Source organism: Actinoplanes sp. NPDC049548, from assembly GCF_040676695.1.
Taxonomy (GTDB): domain Bacteria; phylum Actinomycetota; class Actinomycetes; order Mycobacteriales; family Micromonosporaceae; genus Actinoplanes.
In genome coordinates this window covers 109086-125420 of the sequence record NZ_JBFAPM010000002.1, presented here as the reverse complement: position 1 = coordinate 125420, position 16335 = coordinate 109086, and the positions used below count along the sequence as shown (strand labels likewise).

Below are 16335 nucleotides of genomic sequence, written 5' to 3'. Positions count from 1 at the left end.
TGTTGGCAGGGTCTTCCGGGATGCTGGCGAGTCCGGGTCGTACCGCGGTCAAGCGACGCTCGAGTGGGCCGGCTGCAGGTCGCCGCCGCCGGCGCGCAGCTGGCCGGCCATCCCCGCGAGGATGAGCGTGAGCCCGTGCTCGAACCGCTGGTCGGGGTGGATGTCGGTGACCACGGCGGCCGCGAGGGTGGGGTGGGTGGCCGGGTCGACCCGGCCGGCCAGTCCGTTCTGATCGGTGCGCTGTTGCTCCTCGAGGACGGTGCCGGTCACGAAGTTGGTCAGCGTGCCGATGCCGCGGATCGCGTCGACGGGTGTGAAGCCGCTCTTCACCAGCGCCGCCACGATGATCTCCAGGGCGTCCCACTGGTCGTCGGGCGGACTGGCCTGGGTCACGAGCAGGGCTCCATCGCGGTGCGCCAGCATGGCCTGCCGCATCCCGCGAGCCATCCAGGCGAGCCATGCGTCCCAGGAGTCGCCGGGCTCCGGCATGGGCTCGGCGGACGGCTTGTTCATGGCGGCCGCGGCCATCTGGTCGAGCAGTTCCTGCTTGCCCTTGAAGTACCAGTACAGCGTCGGCGCCTGGACACCGAGGTCCTTGGCGAGCCGGCGCAGCGACAGGCCGGCGAGCCCGACCTCGTCGAGAAGCTTCAGGGCAGCGCGGACGACCGTGTCGCGATCCACAGCAATACGTCTCTTTCATCAGGGACAACGCTTTTCGAGTTGACAGTCTAACACTGTTCGAGCATCCTGATGGAGGCGTCTCTTACAGTGTTAGAGAGCGTCCCGCCGGACCTGAGGAAGGACCCGTCATGAGCCATGCCACGGTCGACACCGCGGAAGCGCCCGTCGCGCTGCCGCGTCGCCGCATCCGTCTCACCATGCTGGTGCTGAGCCTGGCCGTGCTCTTCGCGTCGATGGACCTGATGGTCGTCAACGTCGCGATGTACTCGATCATCAAAGAGTTCGACCCCACCCACGGCGTCGACGACAGCCGCTGGATCCTCACGGTCTACACGCTCGCCCTGGGCGCCAGTCAGCCCGTCTACGGCAAGCTCGCGGACCTGTTCGGCGGCAAGCGGGTGATGTTGTTCTCGATGCTGCTCTTCCTGAGCGGCTCGGTCGCCTGCGGTCTGTCGGCGAACATGACCCAGCTGATCGTCTTCCGGGGGCTGCAGGGCCTCGGCGCCGGTGGCCTGCTCAGCGTCGCCGTGGTCGTCGCCGCCCAGATCGCCGAGCCGCGCAACCGCGCGAAGTACGCGGGATACACCGGCGGCCTCGCGCTCATCGGCTTCGTGGCCGGCCCGCTCGTCGGCGGCTTCTTCGCCGACACGCACCACTACTGGGGCCTGACCGTCGACTGGCGCTGGGCGTTCTTCCTCAACGTGCCCACCGGACTGCTGGTCATCGGCGTCCTCGGCCTGCTCCTGCCGAACTTCGTCGCGCGGCCCGGCCTCAAGGTGGACTACCTCGGCGCGCTCCTCATGGTCGGCGGCATCAGCGCCCTGCTGCTGGTGGTCGAGTGGGGCGGCGACCGGTACGCCTGGGGCTCCACCCCGATCCTCGCGCTGGCGGCCACCGGCGTCCTGCTCCTGACCGGGTTCGTGCTGCAGGAACGCCGCGCCTCCGAGCCGATCATCCCGCCGCGCCTCTACCGCGACCAGGCGTTCCGGATCGCCGTGCCGCTGTCGGTGCTCGCCGGCTTCGCGATGATGGGCATGTCGTACTACATCGCGCTGTACCTGCGGCTCGTGCGGCAGCTCGGCTCGCTCGCCACCTGCCTGCACATGCTGCCGATGCTGCTGGGCATGCTCGTCGGCCTGCTCGCCACCGGCATCATCATCGCGGACGGCGCCGGCTACAAGAAGTTCCCGATCATCGGTGCCGCCCTCGCCGCCATCGGCTGCGGGCTGTGCGTGCTGCTGGACTCCGACACCCCGACCTGGGAGCTGAGCGTCTTCCTGCTGGTGTTCGGGTTCGGCATCGGCCAGCTGACCCAGGTCCCGCTCGCCACGGTGCAGAACTCCGTACCCGAGAAGGACCTGGGCACCGCGTCCACGGCCGTGGTGTTCGTGCGGATGCTGGGGCAGTCGCTCGGCCCGGCGATCTTCGGTGCCGTCCTCTCCATCGTCTACGCGACCCGGCTGCCCAGCGGCCTGGACGTCCCCAAGGGCGAGCGCGGCCAGATGCCGAGCTCGTCGGCGATCGCCGCGCTTCCGGCCGACGTCCAGCACGCGCTCAACGACGCGTTCCTCGGCGGTCTGCACGGCGTCTTCGTGGCCGGCGCCGCCGCACTGGTCCTCGCCTTCGCCATCGCGTTCCTCTACAAGGAACAGCCCGCCAAGCCCGCCGCTGCCGAGGCGGTCGTGCCCGAGGGACGGACGGAGGTCGGATCGGTGCGGTAGTTCCCCCGTACTCCGCACCGCCTCGACCGTCCGTCGAGCCCGCAAGGGCACCCTGAGCGCATCGCCATCCCCGGCGGTGCGCTCAGGTGTGTGTGGAGGTCAATGATGCGGGTGCTGTTCACGACGTCGAACTGGGCCGGGCACTACTTCTGCATGGTCCCGCTCGGCTGGGCGTTGCAGGCCGCCGGGCACGAGGTGCGGGTGGCCTGCACCCCGGAGCAGGCGACGACGATCAGCACGGCCGGGCTCGTCCCCGTGCCCGTCCTCACCACTCCCGACATGATGATGATGGCCCGGCTCGGCTGCTACCTGGACGCCGTCGAGGGGCGGCGTACGCTGCCGGGCCTTCCGCTGCACCCGGTCACCGGGGAACCGGTCCACAGCCTCGACGACTTCGACCTCGCGGTGGAGGGCCCGCGGCTCGGCGCGGAGATCGCCTCCGGGATCAGCCGCAGCTTCGACGCCGCCGTCGAGCTCGCCCGGGCCTGGCGCCCCGATCTGGTCTGCTACGACCTCACCGCCGACGAGGGCGCGCTCGTGGCCGAGGTGACCGGCGTACCCGGGGTGTGGGTCACCCCGGGGCTGTACGGGAGCATGGAGGACAGCACCGGTCCGGACCTGGGCCCCTTCGACACCAGCGGATCGTTCCCCCGGTACGGCCTGGGCACCTGGGACCGCAGCCGGATCCGGTACGTGCTCGACCCCTCCCCGGACGCCGCCTCCCCGCCGTTCGGTACGGCCGTCCGACGCACCGTGCGGTACGTGCCGTACAACGGGCCCGGCGCGTACCCGCAATGGGCGCTGCACCGGCCGGACGCCGGCCGGATCTGCGTCATCTGGGGCAGCTCCGCCGTGGGTACCGCCGCGCACGTACCGAGCCTGCGGGCGGCGCTCGACACCGCGGTCTCCACCGGCGCCGAGGTCGTGCTCACGACGAACCCGGCGCAGGTCGCCGCGCTGGGCGAGCTGCCCCCGTCGGTACGCGTCCTGCACAACTTCCCGCTGCACCTGCTGCTCGCCACCAGCGACGCGGTCATCCACCACGGCAGCGGCAACCCGTTGATGACCGCGGCCGTGGCGGGCGTACCGCAGGTGGCGCTCGCCATGAACGACGAGCAGATCCCGGTCAGCCGGCGGATGGCCGGTACCGGGGCGGTCATCGCGCTGCCCGGGCTGGCCGCCACCCCCGATGAGGTGCGTGCGGCGGTGCTCGCCGTGACAGGGGATCCGGCGTACCGGGCCGCGGCCGGGAACCTGCGGGAGGAGCTCATGGCCCGGCCGTCGCCGGCCGGGCTGGTCGAGCCGCTGGAGGAGCTGGCCGCGGGCGGCTCGTTCGCCCCCTGAGGCGGTCCTGGACGCAGAAGAACCGGGTCACGCGCGTCGCGCGTGACCCGGTCTCCGTTTGCGGTGTCGCTCAGCTGCTCCGGCGGGCCGCCAGCTCCACCAGCTGCGGCACCACCTGCGCCGGCGTGGGGTACGACCGCAGCTCGTCGCGGACCGCCCGGGCCGCGGCCACGGCGGACCCGCCGACCAGGTCGCGGACGCCGGCCCGGAGCTGCTCCACCGTGGCGGTCAGGCCCGGCAGGGATACCACGGCACCGGTCGCGGCGATCCGGTCGCCGAAGACGAGCTGTTCCGTGCTCATCGAGAGGGCGAGCTGGGGGACACCGGCCGCCGCGGCGGTCATCAGGTGGCTGGCGCCGCCGTGATGGATGACCGCGTCGCTGACGGCGAGCAGGAGGTGCAGCGGGAAGTTGCGCAGGACGCGTACCGACGGGGGCAGGTCACCGAGGGCGGCCACCTGCTCCTCGCTGGCGGTGAGCACCACCTCGGCGCCCGTCTCCACGGCCGCCTCGACGGCCCAGCGCAGGGCCGGGACGTCCGGACCGTACATGGCCGTGGCGGAGTACCCCCAGCAGATGGCGATCCGGGTGCCGGACGGGCGTTCCACGGCCCACTCCGGCAGCTCTCCCGGGCCGTTGTACGGGATGTAGCGCACCGGGATCCGCTGGGCGTCGCCGTGCGGCGGCAGCGCCGACGCGGGAGACGGGTCCAGCACGTACTCGATCTGGTCGCGGTTCCAGGGCTTGGCGCCGTGCCGGACGAACGCGCCCATCGGGTCCTCCAGGCCCATGTCGATGCCGGGTTCGGTCTCCATCACCCCGAAGAGCCCCGGCGGGCAGTAGATGCCCGGGACACCCTGCAGCCGGGCGACCAGCGCACCCTCGGTGCTCATCAGGTCGTAGCAGACCAGGTCGGGCTCCCACTGCCGGCCGAACTCCACCGCGCCGTCGTAGCTGCGTTCCAGCGCGGTGCCGCACTCGGCCATGAAGCGTTCCATGGCCGGGGCGACGTCGAACTCGTCCAGTGCGGACACGGTCCGTCCGGTCACCGGATGCGGCGGTAGCCCCGGCAGCGTGCGCTTGCCGTCGACCGCCTCCTGGTACGCCGCGAGCCGGGCCCAGAGCGTCATGTCCGGGCTGTCCAGCACGGGTACGGGCACCAGCCCGGCCGTACTGATCGTCTCCGCCTGCGCCGGCACGCACGCCACCCGGACCTGGTGGCCCGCGGCCTGCAGCGCCCAGCCGAGCGGCACCATCGCGAAATAGTGGCCGCCCCAGTTGGACGTGGTGAAAAGTACGCGCATCGCGCCTCCGCCTCTCGTGTCGTCAACGAATCCGGGCCGTCGGCCGGCCCGCGACCTCCGCCCAGAGCGCGGCCACGGACTCCTCCATGGAGCGCCGCGGCCGCCAGCCCAGCGCCCGGTACGCCCCGTCCGGGTCGACGGCGAGCCATTCGACGCCGGCCCGCGACGGTGCGCGCCGGCCGGACTCGACCACCCGGGCCGGGATCCCGCTCACCGAGATGAGCAGGTCGACCAGGGTGCGTACGGGCACCGCCTCGCCGCGCCCGATGGCCAGCGCCCGGCCGCTGACCGCCGCACCGGCCGCCGCCACGACCGCGTCGGCGATGTCCCGGGCGTCGACGTAGTCGCGCCGGGCCCGCAGCGGATCGAGCGTGATGACCGCCTCCTCGCCCGTGCCCTGCGCCGCCGCGAGCTGCTCCGCGACGCGGCCGAGCAGGCTCACCCGGGGTGAGCCGGCCCCCGCCGCGTTCGCCAGGCGCAGCACCACCGCGTCGAGGCGGCCGGCGGCGACGGCCTCGAGCACCGTCGTGGTCGCCGCCAGCTTGGTTCTCCCGTACGGGCTGTCCGGCCGGGCTGGTGTGTGCTCGCCGACCAGCCGGCCCGGCGGGACGGGCCCGTACTCCAGCACCGAGCCGAGCTGCACGAGCCGCGGCCGGGTCCTCGTCGCCGCCAGGGCCGCCACGAGGTGTTCGGTGGCGGTCGTGTTGGAGTGCGCCATCTCGGTCTCGGAGACCTCCCAGACCCCGCCGGTGGCGTTCACGACGATGTCCGCCGCCTCGCCGTCGAGGATCCGGGCCAGCTCTCCGGCGCTCACCGCGCCGATGTCCAGGCTCCGATGCCGGTACGGGCTCCCCGCGCCGCCGGGCGCACGCCGGCTCACCACCAGGACGTCGCGGCCCTGGGCGGCGAACGCGGCACAGATGTGCCGGCCGATGAAGCCGGAGCCGCCCAGCACGACGACCGCCGTGTTCCGGTGCGGGGCCCCGTTCACCGCGGACACGCTCGTCTCCCGCGCCGGCCCGTCATGCCGTCACCAGCGGCTTCCACCACACCGGGTTGTCCCGGTACCACGCCACGACGTCGCGGATGCCGGTCTCGAACGTCCAGCGCGGCTCGTAGCCCAGCTCCGTACGGATCTTCGTGTCGTCGAGGGCGTACCGCAGGTCGTGCCCCTTGCGGTCCTCGACGTGGCGGACCATGGACCAGTCCGCGTCGCAGAGCTCCAGCAGGCGCTCGGTGACGACGCGGTTCGTGAGCTCCGTACCGCCGCCGACGTTGTAGATCTCGCCGGGCCGGCCGCCGGTGAGGACCAGCTGGATCGCCCGGCAGTGGTCGTCGACGTGCAGCCACTCGCGGACGTTGCGGCCGTCGCCGTAGAGCGGCACCGGCTTGCCGCTGAGCAGGTTCGTGACGAACAGCGGGATCAGCTTCTCGGGATGCTGGTGGGTGCCGTAGTTGTTGGAGCAGCGGGTGATCCGCACGTCCAGGCCGTGGGTGCGGGCGTAGGCGCGGGCGATCAGGTCGCTGCCCGCCTTGGCCGCGGCGTACGGCGAGTTCGGCTGCAGCGGCCAGTCCTCGGTCCACGCACCCTCCTCGATCGAGCCGTAGACCTCGTCGGTGGAGACGTGCACGAACGTCTGGACGTCGCTGCGCAGGGCCGCGTCGAGCAGACTCTGCGTTCCCAGTACGTTGGTCCGGACGAACTCGGCCGCACCGGGCAGCGAGCGGTCCACATGGGACTCGGCCGCGAAGTGCACGATCGCCTCGTGGCCCGGCAGGTGGTCGGCGAGCAGCGCCGCGTCGAGGATGTCCCCCTCGACGAAGGTGAGCCGGGGGTGGCCGATCGGCAGGTTGTTCAGGTTGCCCGCGTACGTCAGCTTGTCCAGGACCGTCACCTCGGCGTCTTCGTAACCGGGATAACCGCCGTCGAGCATCGTCCGCACGTAGTGCGACCCGATGAAGCCGGCCGCACCGGTCACAAGGATTTTCATCAGAGCCGTTCCTCCGTGTTCAGGGCGCACCGGATGCCCGGCGGCGCGAGTGGGGTCGAGCAGTGCCGGTCCACTGCGGCGCCATCCTCGGACGGGTGAGTCGAGGGCCGCTCAAGCGCGGGTGAGAGCGGGGCCGGACCGCCCGGTCCCCAGTGAGGCTCGAACCGGGGCTCTTAGCGTCCCTGGGCCATGGACATCCGTGAGCTCAGCCTGCCCGGGGTCTTCCGGGTGACGCCGACCAAACATGCCGACCACCGGGGCCACTTCTACGAGGCGTTCAAGCGCGAGAAGCTCGCCGAGACGATCGGCCGGCCCTTGACGATCGAGCAGACGAACTGCTCGGTGTCGCGCCGGGGGACCATCCGCGGCATCCACAGCGCCAGCGTCCCGCCGGGCCAGGCCAAACTGATCTCGTGCCTGCGCGGCGCCATCATCGACATCGTCGTCGACATCCGGGTCGGCTCACCGACCTTCGGCAAGTACGAGGTGAACTGGCTCGACGGGCATTCGGGCAGCGCCGTGTACATGGCCGAGGGCCTGGGGCACGCCTTCCTCGCCCTGACCGACGACACCTGCGTCAACTACCAGTGCTCCACGCCGTACCAGCCGGACATCGAGCTGCACGTGAACCCGCTCGATCCCGAGCTGGCGCTGCCGTGGGGCCTCACCGAGCCGCCGATCATCTCGGCCAAGAACGCGAACGCCCCGACCCTCGCCGAGGCCGCCGACAAGGGGATCCTGCCGACGTGGGACGACTGCCTGGCGCTCTACGAGAAGCTCGGTGCCCCCGCATGACCGCACATTCGCTCTCAAGTGCTTCTCTAAGCGACAAATCTACGGTTCCGTACATGACGAAATCCTCTCTGGACGGCAAGGTCGCCCTCGTGACGGGCTCCGGCCGCGGCGTCGGCGCGGTCATCGCCCGCGAGCTCGCCCGGCGCGGCGCCGCGGTGGCGGTCAACTACCGTGGCTCTGCGGCCGGTGCCGCGGCGGTGGTGCAGGACATCGAGCAGGCCGGTGGCCGGGCGTTCGCGGTGCAGGCCGACGCGACCGACCAGGCGTCGGTGGAGGCGATGATCGCCGAGGTCACCGAGCGCCTGGGCCCGATCGACCTGCTGGTCCTCAACGCGACCGGCTTCGCCGACGTGCTGCGCGGACCCGCCACGAAGCACTCGGTCGAGCAGCTCGCCGACAGCATGGTCGCCCAGTTCAAGGCGTCCATGGTCCCCGTCTACGCGGCGCTGCCGTCGATGACCGCCCGCCGTACGGGTCACGTCATCTACATCTCGGACACCTTCCCCCGCAAGGTGGTGCACAGCGGCCTGGGCCACGCCCTGCCGAAGGTTCCGGTCGAGGCGGCCATGAAGTACCTCGCGCTGGAGCTCGGCCCGGACAACGTCCGCTTCAACACGGTGGTCTGCGGCGCGATCCGCAGTGCGGCCCTGGAGCGGGCGACCAGCGATCCGGCCGTCACCCAGAAGGTCAAGGAGTACATCGCGCAGATTCCGCTCGGCCGCGTCGCGGAGCCGGAGGAGATCGCGAACGCGGTGGCCGTGCTCGCCGGCGACGACCTGTCGTACCTGACGGGTGTGTTCCTCCCGGTGGCCGGCGGAAATCTGATCATTTGATCCTCGTCCGTCGCTGGGTGACGGGGGAGCGGTGACGTCCGCTGAAAGGCGATGAGATGAGTGAAGCCAAGGCGCTGTTGCTGGAACAGGTCCGCAAGTACCACCACCAGCAGACGCGCTCCGTTCCCTTCGTACCCGGCGTCACGCCGGTGCTGCCGTCGGGCGCGGTGCTCGACGAGAACGACAGGGTGGCGCTGGTGGAAGCCGCGCTGGACATGAACATCGCGGCCGGTGCCAGCTCCATCCGGTTCGAACGCCTCTTCGCCAAGCTGATCGGGCTGCGCAAGAGCTATCTGGTGAACTCCGGCTCGTCGGCGAACCTGCTGGCCCTGACCGCGCTCACCTCACCCCGGCTCGGCGATCGGCGGCTGCGGGCGGGCGACGAGGTCATCACGGTCGCGGCCGGCTTTCCCACGACCGTCAACCCGATCCTGCAGAACGGCCTGGTGCCGGTCTTCGTCGACATCGAGCTTGGGACGTACAACACGACCGCGGAGCGGGTGGCGGCGGCGATCGGGCCGCGTACCCGGGCCATCATGATCGCCCACGCGCTGGGCAACCCGTTCCCGGTGCAGGAGATCGCCGATCTCGCCCGCGAGCACGGCCTCTACCTGATCGAGGACAACTGCGACGCCGTCGGCGCCACCTACAACGGGCGGCTGACCGGGACGTTCGGCGACCTGTCGACGGTCAGCTTCTACCCGGCCCACCACATCACCATGGGCGAGGGCGGATCCGTGCTGACGAACAACCTCACCCTAGGGCGGATCGTCGAGTCCCTGCGCAACTGGGGGCGCGACTGCTGGTGCGAGCCGGGGGAGAACGACAAGTGCCTCAAGCGCTTCGACTTCCAGTTCGGCACGCTGCCGCACGGCTACGACCACAAGTACACGTTCTCGCATGTCGGCTACAACCTGAAGGCCACCGACCTGCAGGCCGCTCTCGGGCTCACCCAGCTGCGCAAGCTCGACGAGTTCGGGGCGGCGCGGCAGCGCAACTGGCAGCGGCTGCGGGACGGGCTCGAGGGCGTACCCGGGCTGATGCTGCCGGAACCGACACCCGGCAGCGAGCCGAGCTGGTTCGGCTTCGTGCTGACGGTGCTGCCCGACGCGCCGTTCACGCGCTCGGACCTGGTGCTGTTCTTGGAGTCCCGGAAGATCGGTACCCGGCTGCTGTTCGCGGGCAACCTGACACGGCACCCCGCGTACCTGGACCAGCAGTACCGGGTGGTCGGCGACCTGACGAACAGCGACGTCGTCACCGAGCGCACGTTCTGGATCGGCGTCTATCCGGCGCTGACGGCCGAGATGATCGACTACATGATCGAGTCGATCCGCGAGTTCGTCGCCGGCCGGTCGTGAGTCGGGGCATGTGATGCGGTTTCTCTTCACCACCTCGAACTGGCGCGGCAACTACTTCTGCATGGTCCCGCTGGGCTGGGCGCTGCAGGCGGCGGGTCATCAGGTACGGGTGGCCTGTCCGCCCGAGCAGGCGGACGCGATCGCGCACGCCGGCCTCGTCCCGGTGCCCGTCCTCGAAGGACTGGACGTCATGCGGCTGGAACGGATGGCGAGGTACTCCGAGGCGCTGGCCGGTGAGCATCCGCTGCTGCCGCTGCACCCCGTCACGGGACGGCCGGTGTCCCGGCTCGACGAGTTCGATCCCGAGGCCGCCTGGCCGCCGTTCTGGGAGCAGACCCTGGCCAGCATGCGGAGAAGCTGCGACAACGCCGTCGGCTTCGCCCGCGAGTACCGGCCCGACCTCGTGGTGTGGGACCTGATGAGCGAGGAGGGCGCGCTGGCGGCCGCCGTGACGGGCGTGCCGGCCGTCTTCCACCCGCCGGGCATGTACGGCACCGTCGAGATCGTCGACGGGGAGGACATGAGCCCCGGCGACCCGAGCGGCTCGTTCCCGCGCCACGGACTCGGCCGGTGGGGGCGGGGCGACATCGGGTACGTCCTCGACCCGTCCCCGCCGTCGGTGCACCCGCCGGTGGGCGACGCGCTGCGGCTGCCCGTACGGTACGTGCCCTACAACGGCCCCGGTGCCATGCCGGACTGGGTGCTCGACCGCCCGCGGCGCCCCCGGGTCTCCCTCATCTGGGGCAACGCCGCCACCGCGATGTACGGCACCCAGGTGCCGGCGTTGCGGTACGCGATCGACGCGGCGCTCGCCGCCGGCGCCGAGGTGGTCCTCACCGCCGGCGCGGCCCAGGTCGAGGCGCTCGGCACGCTGCCCGACCGGGTGCGGGTCCTGCGCGACTTCCCGATCCACCTGCTGCTGCCCACCAGCGACGTGATCATCCATCAGGGCAGCGCCAACGGGCTGATGCCGGCCGCCGCGGCCGGCGTACCGCAGCTGTCGCTGGCGCTGAGCGTGGACCAGGTGCTGCCGAGCGAGCGGCTGGCCCGGACCGGGGCCGTGGTCACACTGCGCGGTCTCACGGCGGGCCCGGCGGAGATCCGGTCGGCCGTGGAGGCCCTGCTGACCGATCCCCGGTACGCCGCCGCGGCGGACCGGGTCCGTGCCGAGATGGCGGCCCAGCCGTCGCCGGCGCAGCTCGTCGCCACCCTGGAACGCCTCGCCGGCCACCTCATCCCGGTCTGACTCCTCCGTACCACGCGCGAGTGAAAGGGACGTCCGTGTCCAAGCAACCCTTCGCCGACCACCAGGTCGTCGTCACCGGCGGCGGAACCGGCATCGGCCGTGCCACCGCCATCGCCTTCGCCGAACAGGGCGCCGGCGTGATCATCGTCGGGCGCCGCCCCGAACCTCTGGAGAAGACGGCCGCACTGCACCCGGCGCTCGTCCCGGTGGTGGCCGACATCCGTACCGAACGGGGCGTGGAAACCGTTGCGGAGGCCGTCGCCGACGGCCCCGGACGGCTCGACGTCCTCGTCAACAACGCCGGCATCTTCCGGCGCACCGGGCTGGACGGGCTCGACATGGCCGCCGTCCGCGAGGTGTTCGAGGTCAACGTCTTCGGCCCGGCGCAGCTCACCGCCAAGCTGCTGCCGTGGTTCGACCGGCCGGGCGGCTCCGTCGTCCTGGTCTCCAGCGTCATGGGCCATCTGCCCGGGCCCGGCCAGTTCGCGTACGCGGCCAGCAAGGCGGCCGTGGACAGCCTCACCCGCTCCTGGGCGAAGGAGCTCGCCGGCCGCCGGATCCGGGTCAACGCGATCGCGCCCGGGACCGTGGAGACCGAGGCCCTCACCGCGGCCGCCCTCGGCGTGACCGAGGAGCAGCTCGCCGCGGTACGGGCGCAGAAGACCAGGGCGTTCCCGCTCGGACGCTACGGCCAGGTGGACGACGTCACCCCGTGGATCCTCCGGCTGGCCGAGCGCGCGAACTCCTGGATGACCGGTCAGGTGATCACCGTCGACGGCGGCTGGGACCTGGGCGCCCCGGAGGGGGCGGCCCTCGCGGCCACCGCGGCGACGGCTACAGGAGGCGAGCGATGACACGACGAGTGGCTCTCACCGGCATCGGCACGGTGGCACCCGGCGGGATCGGGACGAAGGAGTTCTGGGAACTGATCAAGGCAGGGCGGACGGCCACCCGCCGGGTGTCGTTCTTCGACCCGTCGCCGTTCCGGTCGCAGGTGGCCGCCGAATGCGACTTCGACCCGGCGGCGAACGGCCTCACCCCCCAGCAGATCCGCCGGATGGACCGCGCGGCGCAGTTCGCCGTGGTGAGTTCCCGTGAGGCGGTCCAGGACAGCGGGGTGGAACTGGACGAGGTCGATCCCACCCGGGTCGGCGTCGCGATCGGCAGCGCCGTCGGCTGCACGATGAGCCTGGAGAACGAGTACACGGTGGTCAGCGACGGCGGCCGCCGCTGGCTGGTGGACCACACGTACGGGGTGCCGAACCTGTACAGCTACCTGGTGCCCGGCTCGCTCGCCACGGAGGTGGCCTGGGACGCCGGCGCGGAGGGACCCACCACGGTCGTCTCCACCGGGTGCACGTCCGGAGTGGACACCGTCGGGTACGCCGCCCAGCTGATCCGCGAGGGCTCGGCGGACATCATGATCGCGGGTGCGACCGACGCGCCGATCTCACCCATCACGCTGGCCTGCTTCGACGCCATCAAGGCGACGACGCCGCGGAACAACGACCCGGCCACGGCGTCGCGCCCGTTCGACCGCAGCCGTAACGGGTTCGTGCTGGGGGAGGGCTCGGCGGTCTTCGTGCTCGAGGACCTCGAGCATGCCCGGCGGCGTGGCGCGGAGATCTACGCCGAGATCGCGGGGTTCGCGTCGCGGTGCAACGCGTACCACATGACCGGCCTGCGCCCGGACGGCCGGGAGATGTCCGCGGCGATCGACGACGCCCTGCGGCAGGCCGGTGCCGCCGCGACGGACGTCGACTACGTCAACGCCCACGGCTCCGGGACCAAGCAGAACGACCGGCACGAGACCGCCGCGATGAAGCGCAGCCTCGGCGACCACGCGTACCGGACGCCGGTCAGCTCGATCAAGTCGATGGTCGGGCACTCGCTCGGCGCGATCGGCTCGATCGAGATCGCCGCGTGCGCGCTGGCCATCCGGGACGGCGTCGTCCCGCCGACCGCCAACCTGCACGAGCCCGATCCGGAGTGCGACCTGGACTACGTGCCGCTCGAGGCCCGGGAACGCCGGGTCGACGCGGTGCTCAGCGTCGCCAGCGGCTTCGGCGGGTTCCAGAGCGCCATGGTGTTGCAGCGTCACGATCGGGGGAGCCGATGACAGTCACCGCAGCAGATCCCGCCGCGCCCGCGGCGGACGTCAGGACCGGCCGGGCGGTGATCACCGGCCTCGGCGTCGTCGCGCCCAACGGCGTCGGCGTACGCGACTACTGGGCCGCCACCCTGGCCGGCACCCCGGGCATCGGGCGGCTGACCCGGTTCGACCCGTCGTCGTACCCGGTGCAGCTGGCCGGGGAGGTGACCGGGCTGGAACCGGCGGAGCACATCCCGAGCCGGCTGATGGCCCAGACCGACCGGACCACCCAGCTGTCGCTGATCGCCGCGGAGCAGGCGTTCGCCGACGCCGCCCTCGACCCCGCCGGGCTGCCCGAGTACGAGACGAGCGTCGTCACGGCGAGCGCGTCGGGCGGGTTCGAGTTCGGTCAGCGGGAGCTGGAGAACCTCTGGAGCAAGGGCAGCCAGTACGTCAGCGCGTACCAGTCGTTCGCCTGGTTCTACGCGGTGAACACCGGGCAGATCTCCATCCGGCACGGGCTGCGCGGGCCCAGCGGGGTGCTGGTGTCCGATCAGGCCGGTGGGCTGGACGTGGCCGCGCAGGCCCGCCGGTACGTCCGTGCGGGACGGCGGGCGGTGGTCACCGGTGGCGTGGACGCGTCGCTGTGCCCGTGGGGCTGGGCGGCCCAGCTGACGTCCGGGCGGCTCAGCACCCGGCCCGACCCGGACCGGGCGTACGTCCCGTTCGACGTCGAGGCGTGCGGCTTCGTGCCGGGCGAGGGCGGCGCGATCCTTCTCGTCGAGGACGCCGGTACCGCCGCGCAGCGGGGCGCCGGCGCGTACGCGGAGATCACCGGTTACGCGGCCACCTTCGATCCGCGCCCGGGCTCGCCCCGGCAGCCGACGCTGCGGACGGCGGTCGAGCGGGCGCTGGCCGATGCGGGCCTGACCCCCGGCGACATCGACGTGGTCTTCGCCGACGGCGCCGGACTGCCGGAGCTGGACCGGATCGAGGTCGCCGCGATCACCGACGTCTTCGGCCGGTACGGCGTGCCCGTCACGGTGCCGAAGACGATGACCGGCCGGCTGTACTCCGGTGGTGCGGCCCTGGACCTGGCGACCGCGGCCCTGTCCCTTCGCGACGGCGTCATCCCGCCGACGGTCAACCTGAGGCACCTCGCCCCCGAGTACGCCATCGACGTGGTCCGGCAGGCGCGTCCCGGCCGGATCCGCAATGCCCTGGTCGTGTCCCGCGGCTACGGCGGCTTCAACTCCGCGGTGGTGCTGAGCACGCCGCCGGGGTCCATTTCGGAACACTGAGCGGAAGGAGAATCTCCCATGGCGGACTTCACCATCGACGACCTCCGGCGGATCATGCTGGAGGGCGCGGGCGTCGACGAGGGCGTCGACCTCGACGGCGACATCCTGGACACGACCTTCACGGAGCTGGGGTACGACTCCCTGGCGATGCTGGAGACGGCCAGCCGGATCGAGCGGCTGCTCGGCATCCGGCTGTCCGACGAGGAGGTCGGCGACGCGGACTCCCCGCGCCGGCTGCTCGATCTGGTGCGGCGGACGGCGCAGCGCCTTCCGGAGGGGGTTCCGGTGTAGATGTTGCCGGAAGACGGCAGTACGTCTAGTTTTTGAATGGCGAAGGGCATTTGACCGCCCCGTCCGGGTCCTTGAATCGGATCAGGACGGGGCGGCCGTGTTGAAGGCCCCTGCGCGCGGTCGTACTTTCAGCCGATGCCCCATCGTCCTTTCGGCGGCGGAGGGCCGGCGGCGGCTCACTCCCTCCGATACTCCTTTAGAAGCACGTCGATTCTACTTCCAGTGCCGGCTATTGAATCCGGGTCGAGCCGCTGACTAGCGTCTCCATAGACGGGGGCGCTCATTCGCGCCGCATTCCACAGTGAATGGCGAAGGGAACGACATCATGCGATTCAACATTCTCGGTGCACTCGAGATGCGGCACGAAATGCGCGTCTGCACACCCACCGCGCCCAAGGTCCGCTGGGTGCTGGCGCTGCTGCTGTGCCGGGCCAACCGCATCGTCGGCATCGACGCGCTCACCGAGGAGCTGTGGGGCACCGAGCCGCCGCGCAGCGCGGTCACCACCACCCAGACGTACATCTACCAGCTCCGCAAGAAGTTCGAGCGTGAAGGCATCGCGGACCGGCCGGAGGACCTGCTGGAGACCCGCCCGCCCGGCTACCTGCTGCGCCTGCGCGACGAGGAGCTCGACTCCATCGTCTTCGAGCGGCTCGCGGAGGAAGGCCGCGTGCTGCTCGCCGGCGGGCACGTGGAGCAGGCCGCCGAACGCCTGCGGCAGGCGCTCGCCCTGTGGCGCGGACCGGTCCTGGCGAACGTGCCGGTGGGCCGCCTGCTCGAGGCGCACGTCGCGCATCTCGAGGAGAGCCGGATCCGGGCGCTCGAGCTGCGCATCACCGCCGACACCCTGCTCGGGCGGCACCGCGAGCTCATCCCCGAGCTGCGCTCGCTGACCTCGGCGTACCCGCTCAACGAGTGGCTGCACGGGCGGCTGATCGAGGCACTGCACCGGGCCGGCCGGCGGGGGGAGGCGCTGATGGCGTACCAGGACCTGCGCCGGATCCTCGACGACGAGCTGGGGCTCGAGCCGTCGGAGGAGCTGCAGCTGCTGCAGCGTGAGGTGCTCGGCTCCGGCAGTGCGGTGCGGCCGGCGGCCTTCCGGATGCCGGAGTCCCTGGCGAGCTGAGCCGGGCGGCAGCCGGCGCGGCGTGTGCGGCATTGCGCAGTTTGCCCATCACGGCTTATTGATCTTCCGTGTGGTCTTGATGCACACGGTAGAGTGACGGCCGCCGGCAAGACATCGGAGTACGGCGATGTCGGGTCGAAGGGTGGGCTTCCGCCCGGGGCTCGGGTGCGGAGGGGAGGGTTCCGGATGGATTGCCGCCGACCGGAACCACCGCGTTCGAGAACGGGCTGCGCGCGCGCCGTCTGAGAGT

General features: G+C 71.6%; 15 protein-coding genes. 11 read left to right on the top strand and 4 right to left on the bottom strand.

Annotated elements, in window-relative coordinates:
• Nucleotides 1–48 precede the first annotated feature (48 nt).
• Nucleotides 49–681 carry a TetR/AcrR family transcriptional regulator C-terminal domain-containing protein gene (locus AB0J80_RS04695; protein ID WP_364700402.1) on the bottom strand — a complete coding sequence of 211 codons (633 nt, stop codon included), beginning with the start codon at nucleotides 679–681 and terminating at the stop codon, nucleotides 49–51.
• 128 nt (nucleotides 682–809) lie between these two features.
• On the opposite strand from AB0J80_RS04695, the gene AB0J80_RS04690 reads away from it, so the two are divergent.
• Together AB0J80_RS04690 and AB0J80_RS04685 are read left to right on the top strand one after the other, a co-directional pair.
• Nucleotides 810–2402 carry an MFS transporter gene (locus AB0J80_RS04690; RefSeq protein ID WP_364700400.1) on the top strand — a complete coding sequence of 531 codons (1593 nt, stop codon included), beginning with the start codon at nucleotides 810–812 and terminating at the stop codon, nucleotides 2400–2402.
• Between the two features lie 105 nt (nucleotides 2403–2507).
• Nucleotides 2508–3746 (top strand): nucleotide disphospho-sugar-binding domain-containing protein, encoded by a 1239-nt coding sequence (locus tag AB0J80_RS04685; protein WP_364700398.1) that lies wholly within the window; start codon nucleotides 2508–2510, stop codon nucleotides 3744–3746.
• 70 nt (nucleotides 3747–3816) lie between these two features.
• Here the strand turns inward: AB0J80_RS04685 and AB0J80_RS04680 are convergent, their stop codons facing one another.
• From AB0J80_RS04680 to rfbB, 3 genes are read right to left on the bottom strand one after another with little or no spacing between them, the layout of a single operon-like run.
• Nucleotides 3817–5049 (bottom strand): nucleotide disphospho-sugar-binding domain-containing protein, encoded by a 1233-nt coding sequence (locus AB0J80_RS04680; protein WP_364700396.1) that lies wholly within the window; start codon nucleotides 5047–5049, stop codon nucleotides 3817–3819.
• 22 nt (nucleotides 5050–5071) lie between these two features.
• Nucleotides 5072–6049 carry an NAD-dependent epimerase/dehydratase gene (locus tag AB0J80_RS04675; RefSeq protein ID WP_364700394.1) on the bottom strand — a complete coding sequence of 326 codons (978 nt, stop codon included), beginning with the start codon at nucleotides 6047–6049 and terminating at the stop codon, nucleotides 5072–5074.
• Nucleotides 6050–6071: 22 nt separating this feature from the next.
• Nucleotides 6072–7040 carry a dTDP-glucose 4,6-dehydratase gene (gene rfbB / locus AB0J80_RS04670; protein ID WP_364700392.1) on the bottom strand — a complete coding sequence of 323 codons (969 nt, stop codon included), beginning with the start codon at nucleotides 7038–7040 and terminating at the stop codon, nucleotides 6072–6074.
• Between the two features lie 189 nt (nucleotides 7041–7229).
• Here rfbB and AB0J80_RS04665 point away from each other — a divergent pair, with 189 nt between their 5' ends.
• From AB0J80_RS04665 to AB0J80_RS04625, 9 genes are all read left to right on the top strand, one after another.
• Complete coding sequence (locus AB0J80_RS04665) at nucleotides 7230–7835, top strand: dTDP-4-dehydrorhamnose 3,5-epimerase family protein (protein ID WP_364700390.1); 606 nt, start codon at nucleotides 7230–7232, stop codon at nucleotides 7833–7835.
• Nucleotides 7836–7888: 53 nt separating this feature from the next.
• Nucleotides 7889–8668, top strand: coding sequence for an SDR family oxidoreductase (locus tag AB0J80_RS04660; protein WP_364700388.1), 780 nt, complete (start codon nucleotides 7889–7891; stop codon nucleotides 8666–8668).
• A 56-nt stretch (nucleotides 8669–8724) separates the two neighbouring features.
• A complete protein-coding gene (rfbH, locus tag AB0J80_RS04655; RefSeq protein ID WP_364700386.1) occupies nucleotides 8725–10029 on the top strand; it encodes a lipopolysaccharide biosynthesis protein RfbH in 1305 nt (434 codons plus the stop codon).
• 13 nt (nucleotides 10030–10042) lie between these two features.
• On the top strand, nucleotides 10043–11275 hold the full coding sequence (locus tag AB0J80_RS04650; RefSeq protein ID WP_364700384.1) for a nucleotide disphospho-sugar-binding domain-containing protein: 1233 nt from the start codon (nucleotides 10043–10045) through the stop codon (nucleotides 11273–11275).
• Between the two features lie 35 nt (nucleotides 11276–11310).
• Nucleotides 11311–12129, top strand: a complete 819-nt coding sequence (locus AB0J80_RS04645; protein WP_364700382.1) for an SDR family oxidoreductase — start codon at nucleotides 11311–11313, stop codon at nucleotides 12127–12129.
• A complete protein-coding gene (locus tag AB0J80_RS04640; RefSeq protein WP_364700380.1) occupies nucleotides 12126–13394 on the top strand; it encodes a beta-ketoacyl-[acyl-carrier-protein] synthase family protein in 1269 nt (422 codons plus the stop codon). The genes AB0J80_RS04645 and AB0J80_RS04640 overlap by 4 nt, the downstream gene beginning before the upstream one ends.
• Nucleotides 13391–14668 carry a ketosynthase chain-length factor gene (locus tag AB0J80_RS04635; RefSeq protein ID WP_364700378.1) on the top strand — a complete coding sequence of 426 codons (1278 nt, stop codon included), beginning with the start codon at nucleotides 13391–13393 and terminating at the stop codon, nucleotides 14666–14668. The genes AB0J80_RS04640 and AB0J80_RS04635 overlap by 4 nt, the downstream gene beginning before the upstream one ends.
• Nucleotides 14669–14686: 18 nt before the next feature.
• Nucleotides 14687–14959: an acyl carrier protein gene (locus AB0J80_RS04630; RefSeq protein WP_364700376.1), complete on the top strand. Its 273-nt coding sequence runs from the start codon at nucleotides 14687–14689 to the stop codon at nucleotides 14957–14959.
• A 325-nt stretch (nucleotides 14960–15284) separates the two neighbouring features.
• Entirely contained in the window at nucleotides 15285–16085 is an 801-nt protein-coding gene (locus tag AB0J80_RS04625) for an AfsR/SARP family transcriptional regulator (protein WP_364700374.1), read from the top strand.
• The last annotated feature ends 250 nt before the right edge of the window (nucleotides 16086–16335 follow it).

Coding starts and splice junctions, on each gene's coding strand:
- AB0J80_RS04680 (WP_364700396.1), bottom strand. CDS start 5,049: ATGCGCGTACTTTTCACCACGTCCAACTGGGGCGGCCACTATTTCGCG.
- AB0J80_RS04660 (WP_364700388.1), top strand. CDS start 7,889: ATGACGAAATCCTCTCTGGACGGCAAGGTCGCCCTCGTGACGGGCTCC.
- AB0J80_RS04650 (WP_364700384.1), top strand. CDS start 10,043: ATGCGGTTTCTCTTCACCACCTCGAACTGGCGCGGCAACTACTTCTGC.
- AB0J80_RS04630 (WP_364700376.1), top strand. CDS start 14,687: ATGGCGGACTTCACCATCGACGACCTCCGGCGGATCATGCTGGAGGGC.
- AB0J80_RS04640 (WP_364700380.1), top strand. CDS start 12,126: ATGACACGACGAGTGGCTCTCACCGGCATCGGCACGGTGGCACCCGGC.
- rfbH (WP_364700386.1), top strand. CDS start 8,725: ATGAGTGAAGCCAAGGCGCTGTTGCTGGAACAGGTCCGCAAGTACCAC.
- AB0J80_RS04635 (WP_364700378.1), top strand. CDS start 13,391: ATGACAGTCACCGCAGCAGATCCCGCCGCGCCCGCGGCGGACGTCAGG.
- AB0J80_RS04665 (WP_364700390.1), top strand. CDS start 7,230: ATGGACATCCGTGAGCTCAGCCTGCCCGGGGTCTTCCGGGTGACGCCG.
- AB0J80_RS04685 (WP_364700398.1), top strand. CDS start 2,508: ATGCGGGTGCTGTTCACGACGTCGAACTGGGCCGGGCACTACTTCTGC.
- AB0J80_RS04625 (WP_364700374.1), top strand. CDS start 15,285: ATGCGATTCAACATTCTCGGTGCACTCGAGATGCGGCACGAAATGCGC.
- rfbB (WP_364700392.1), bottom strand. CDS start 7,040: ATGAAAATCCTTGTGACCGGTGCGGCCGGCTTCATCGGGTCGCACTAC.
- AB0J80_RS04690 (WP_364700400.1), top strand. CDS start 810: ATGAGCCATGCCACGGTCGACACCGCGGAAGCGCCCGTCGCGCTGCCG.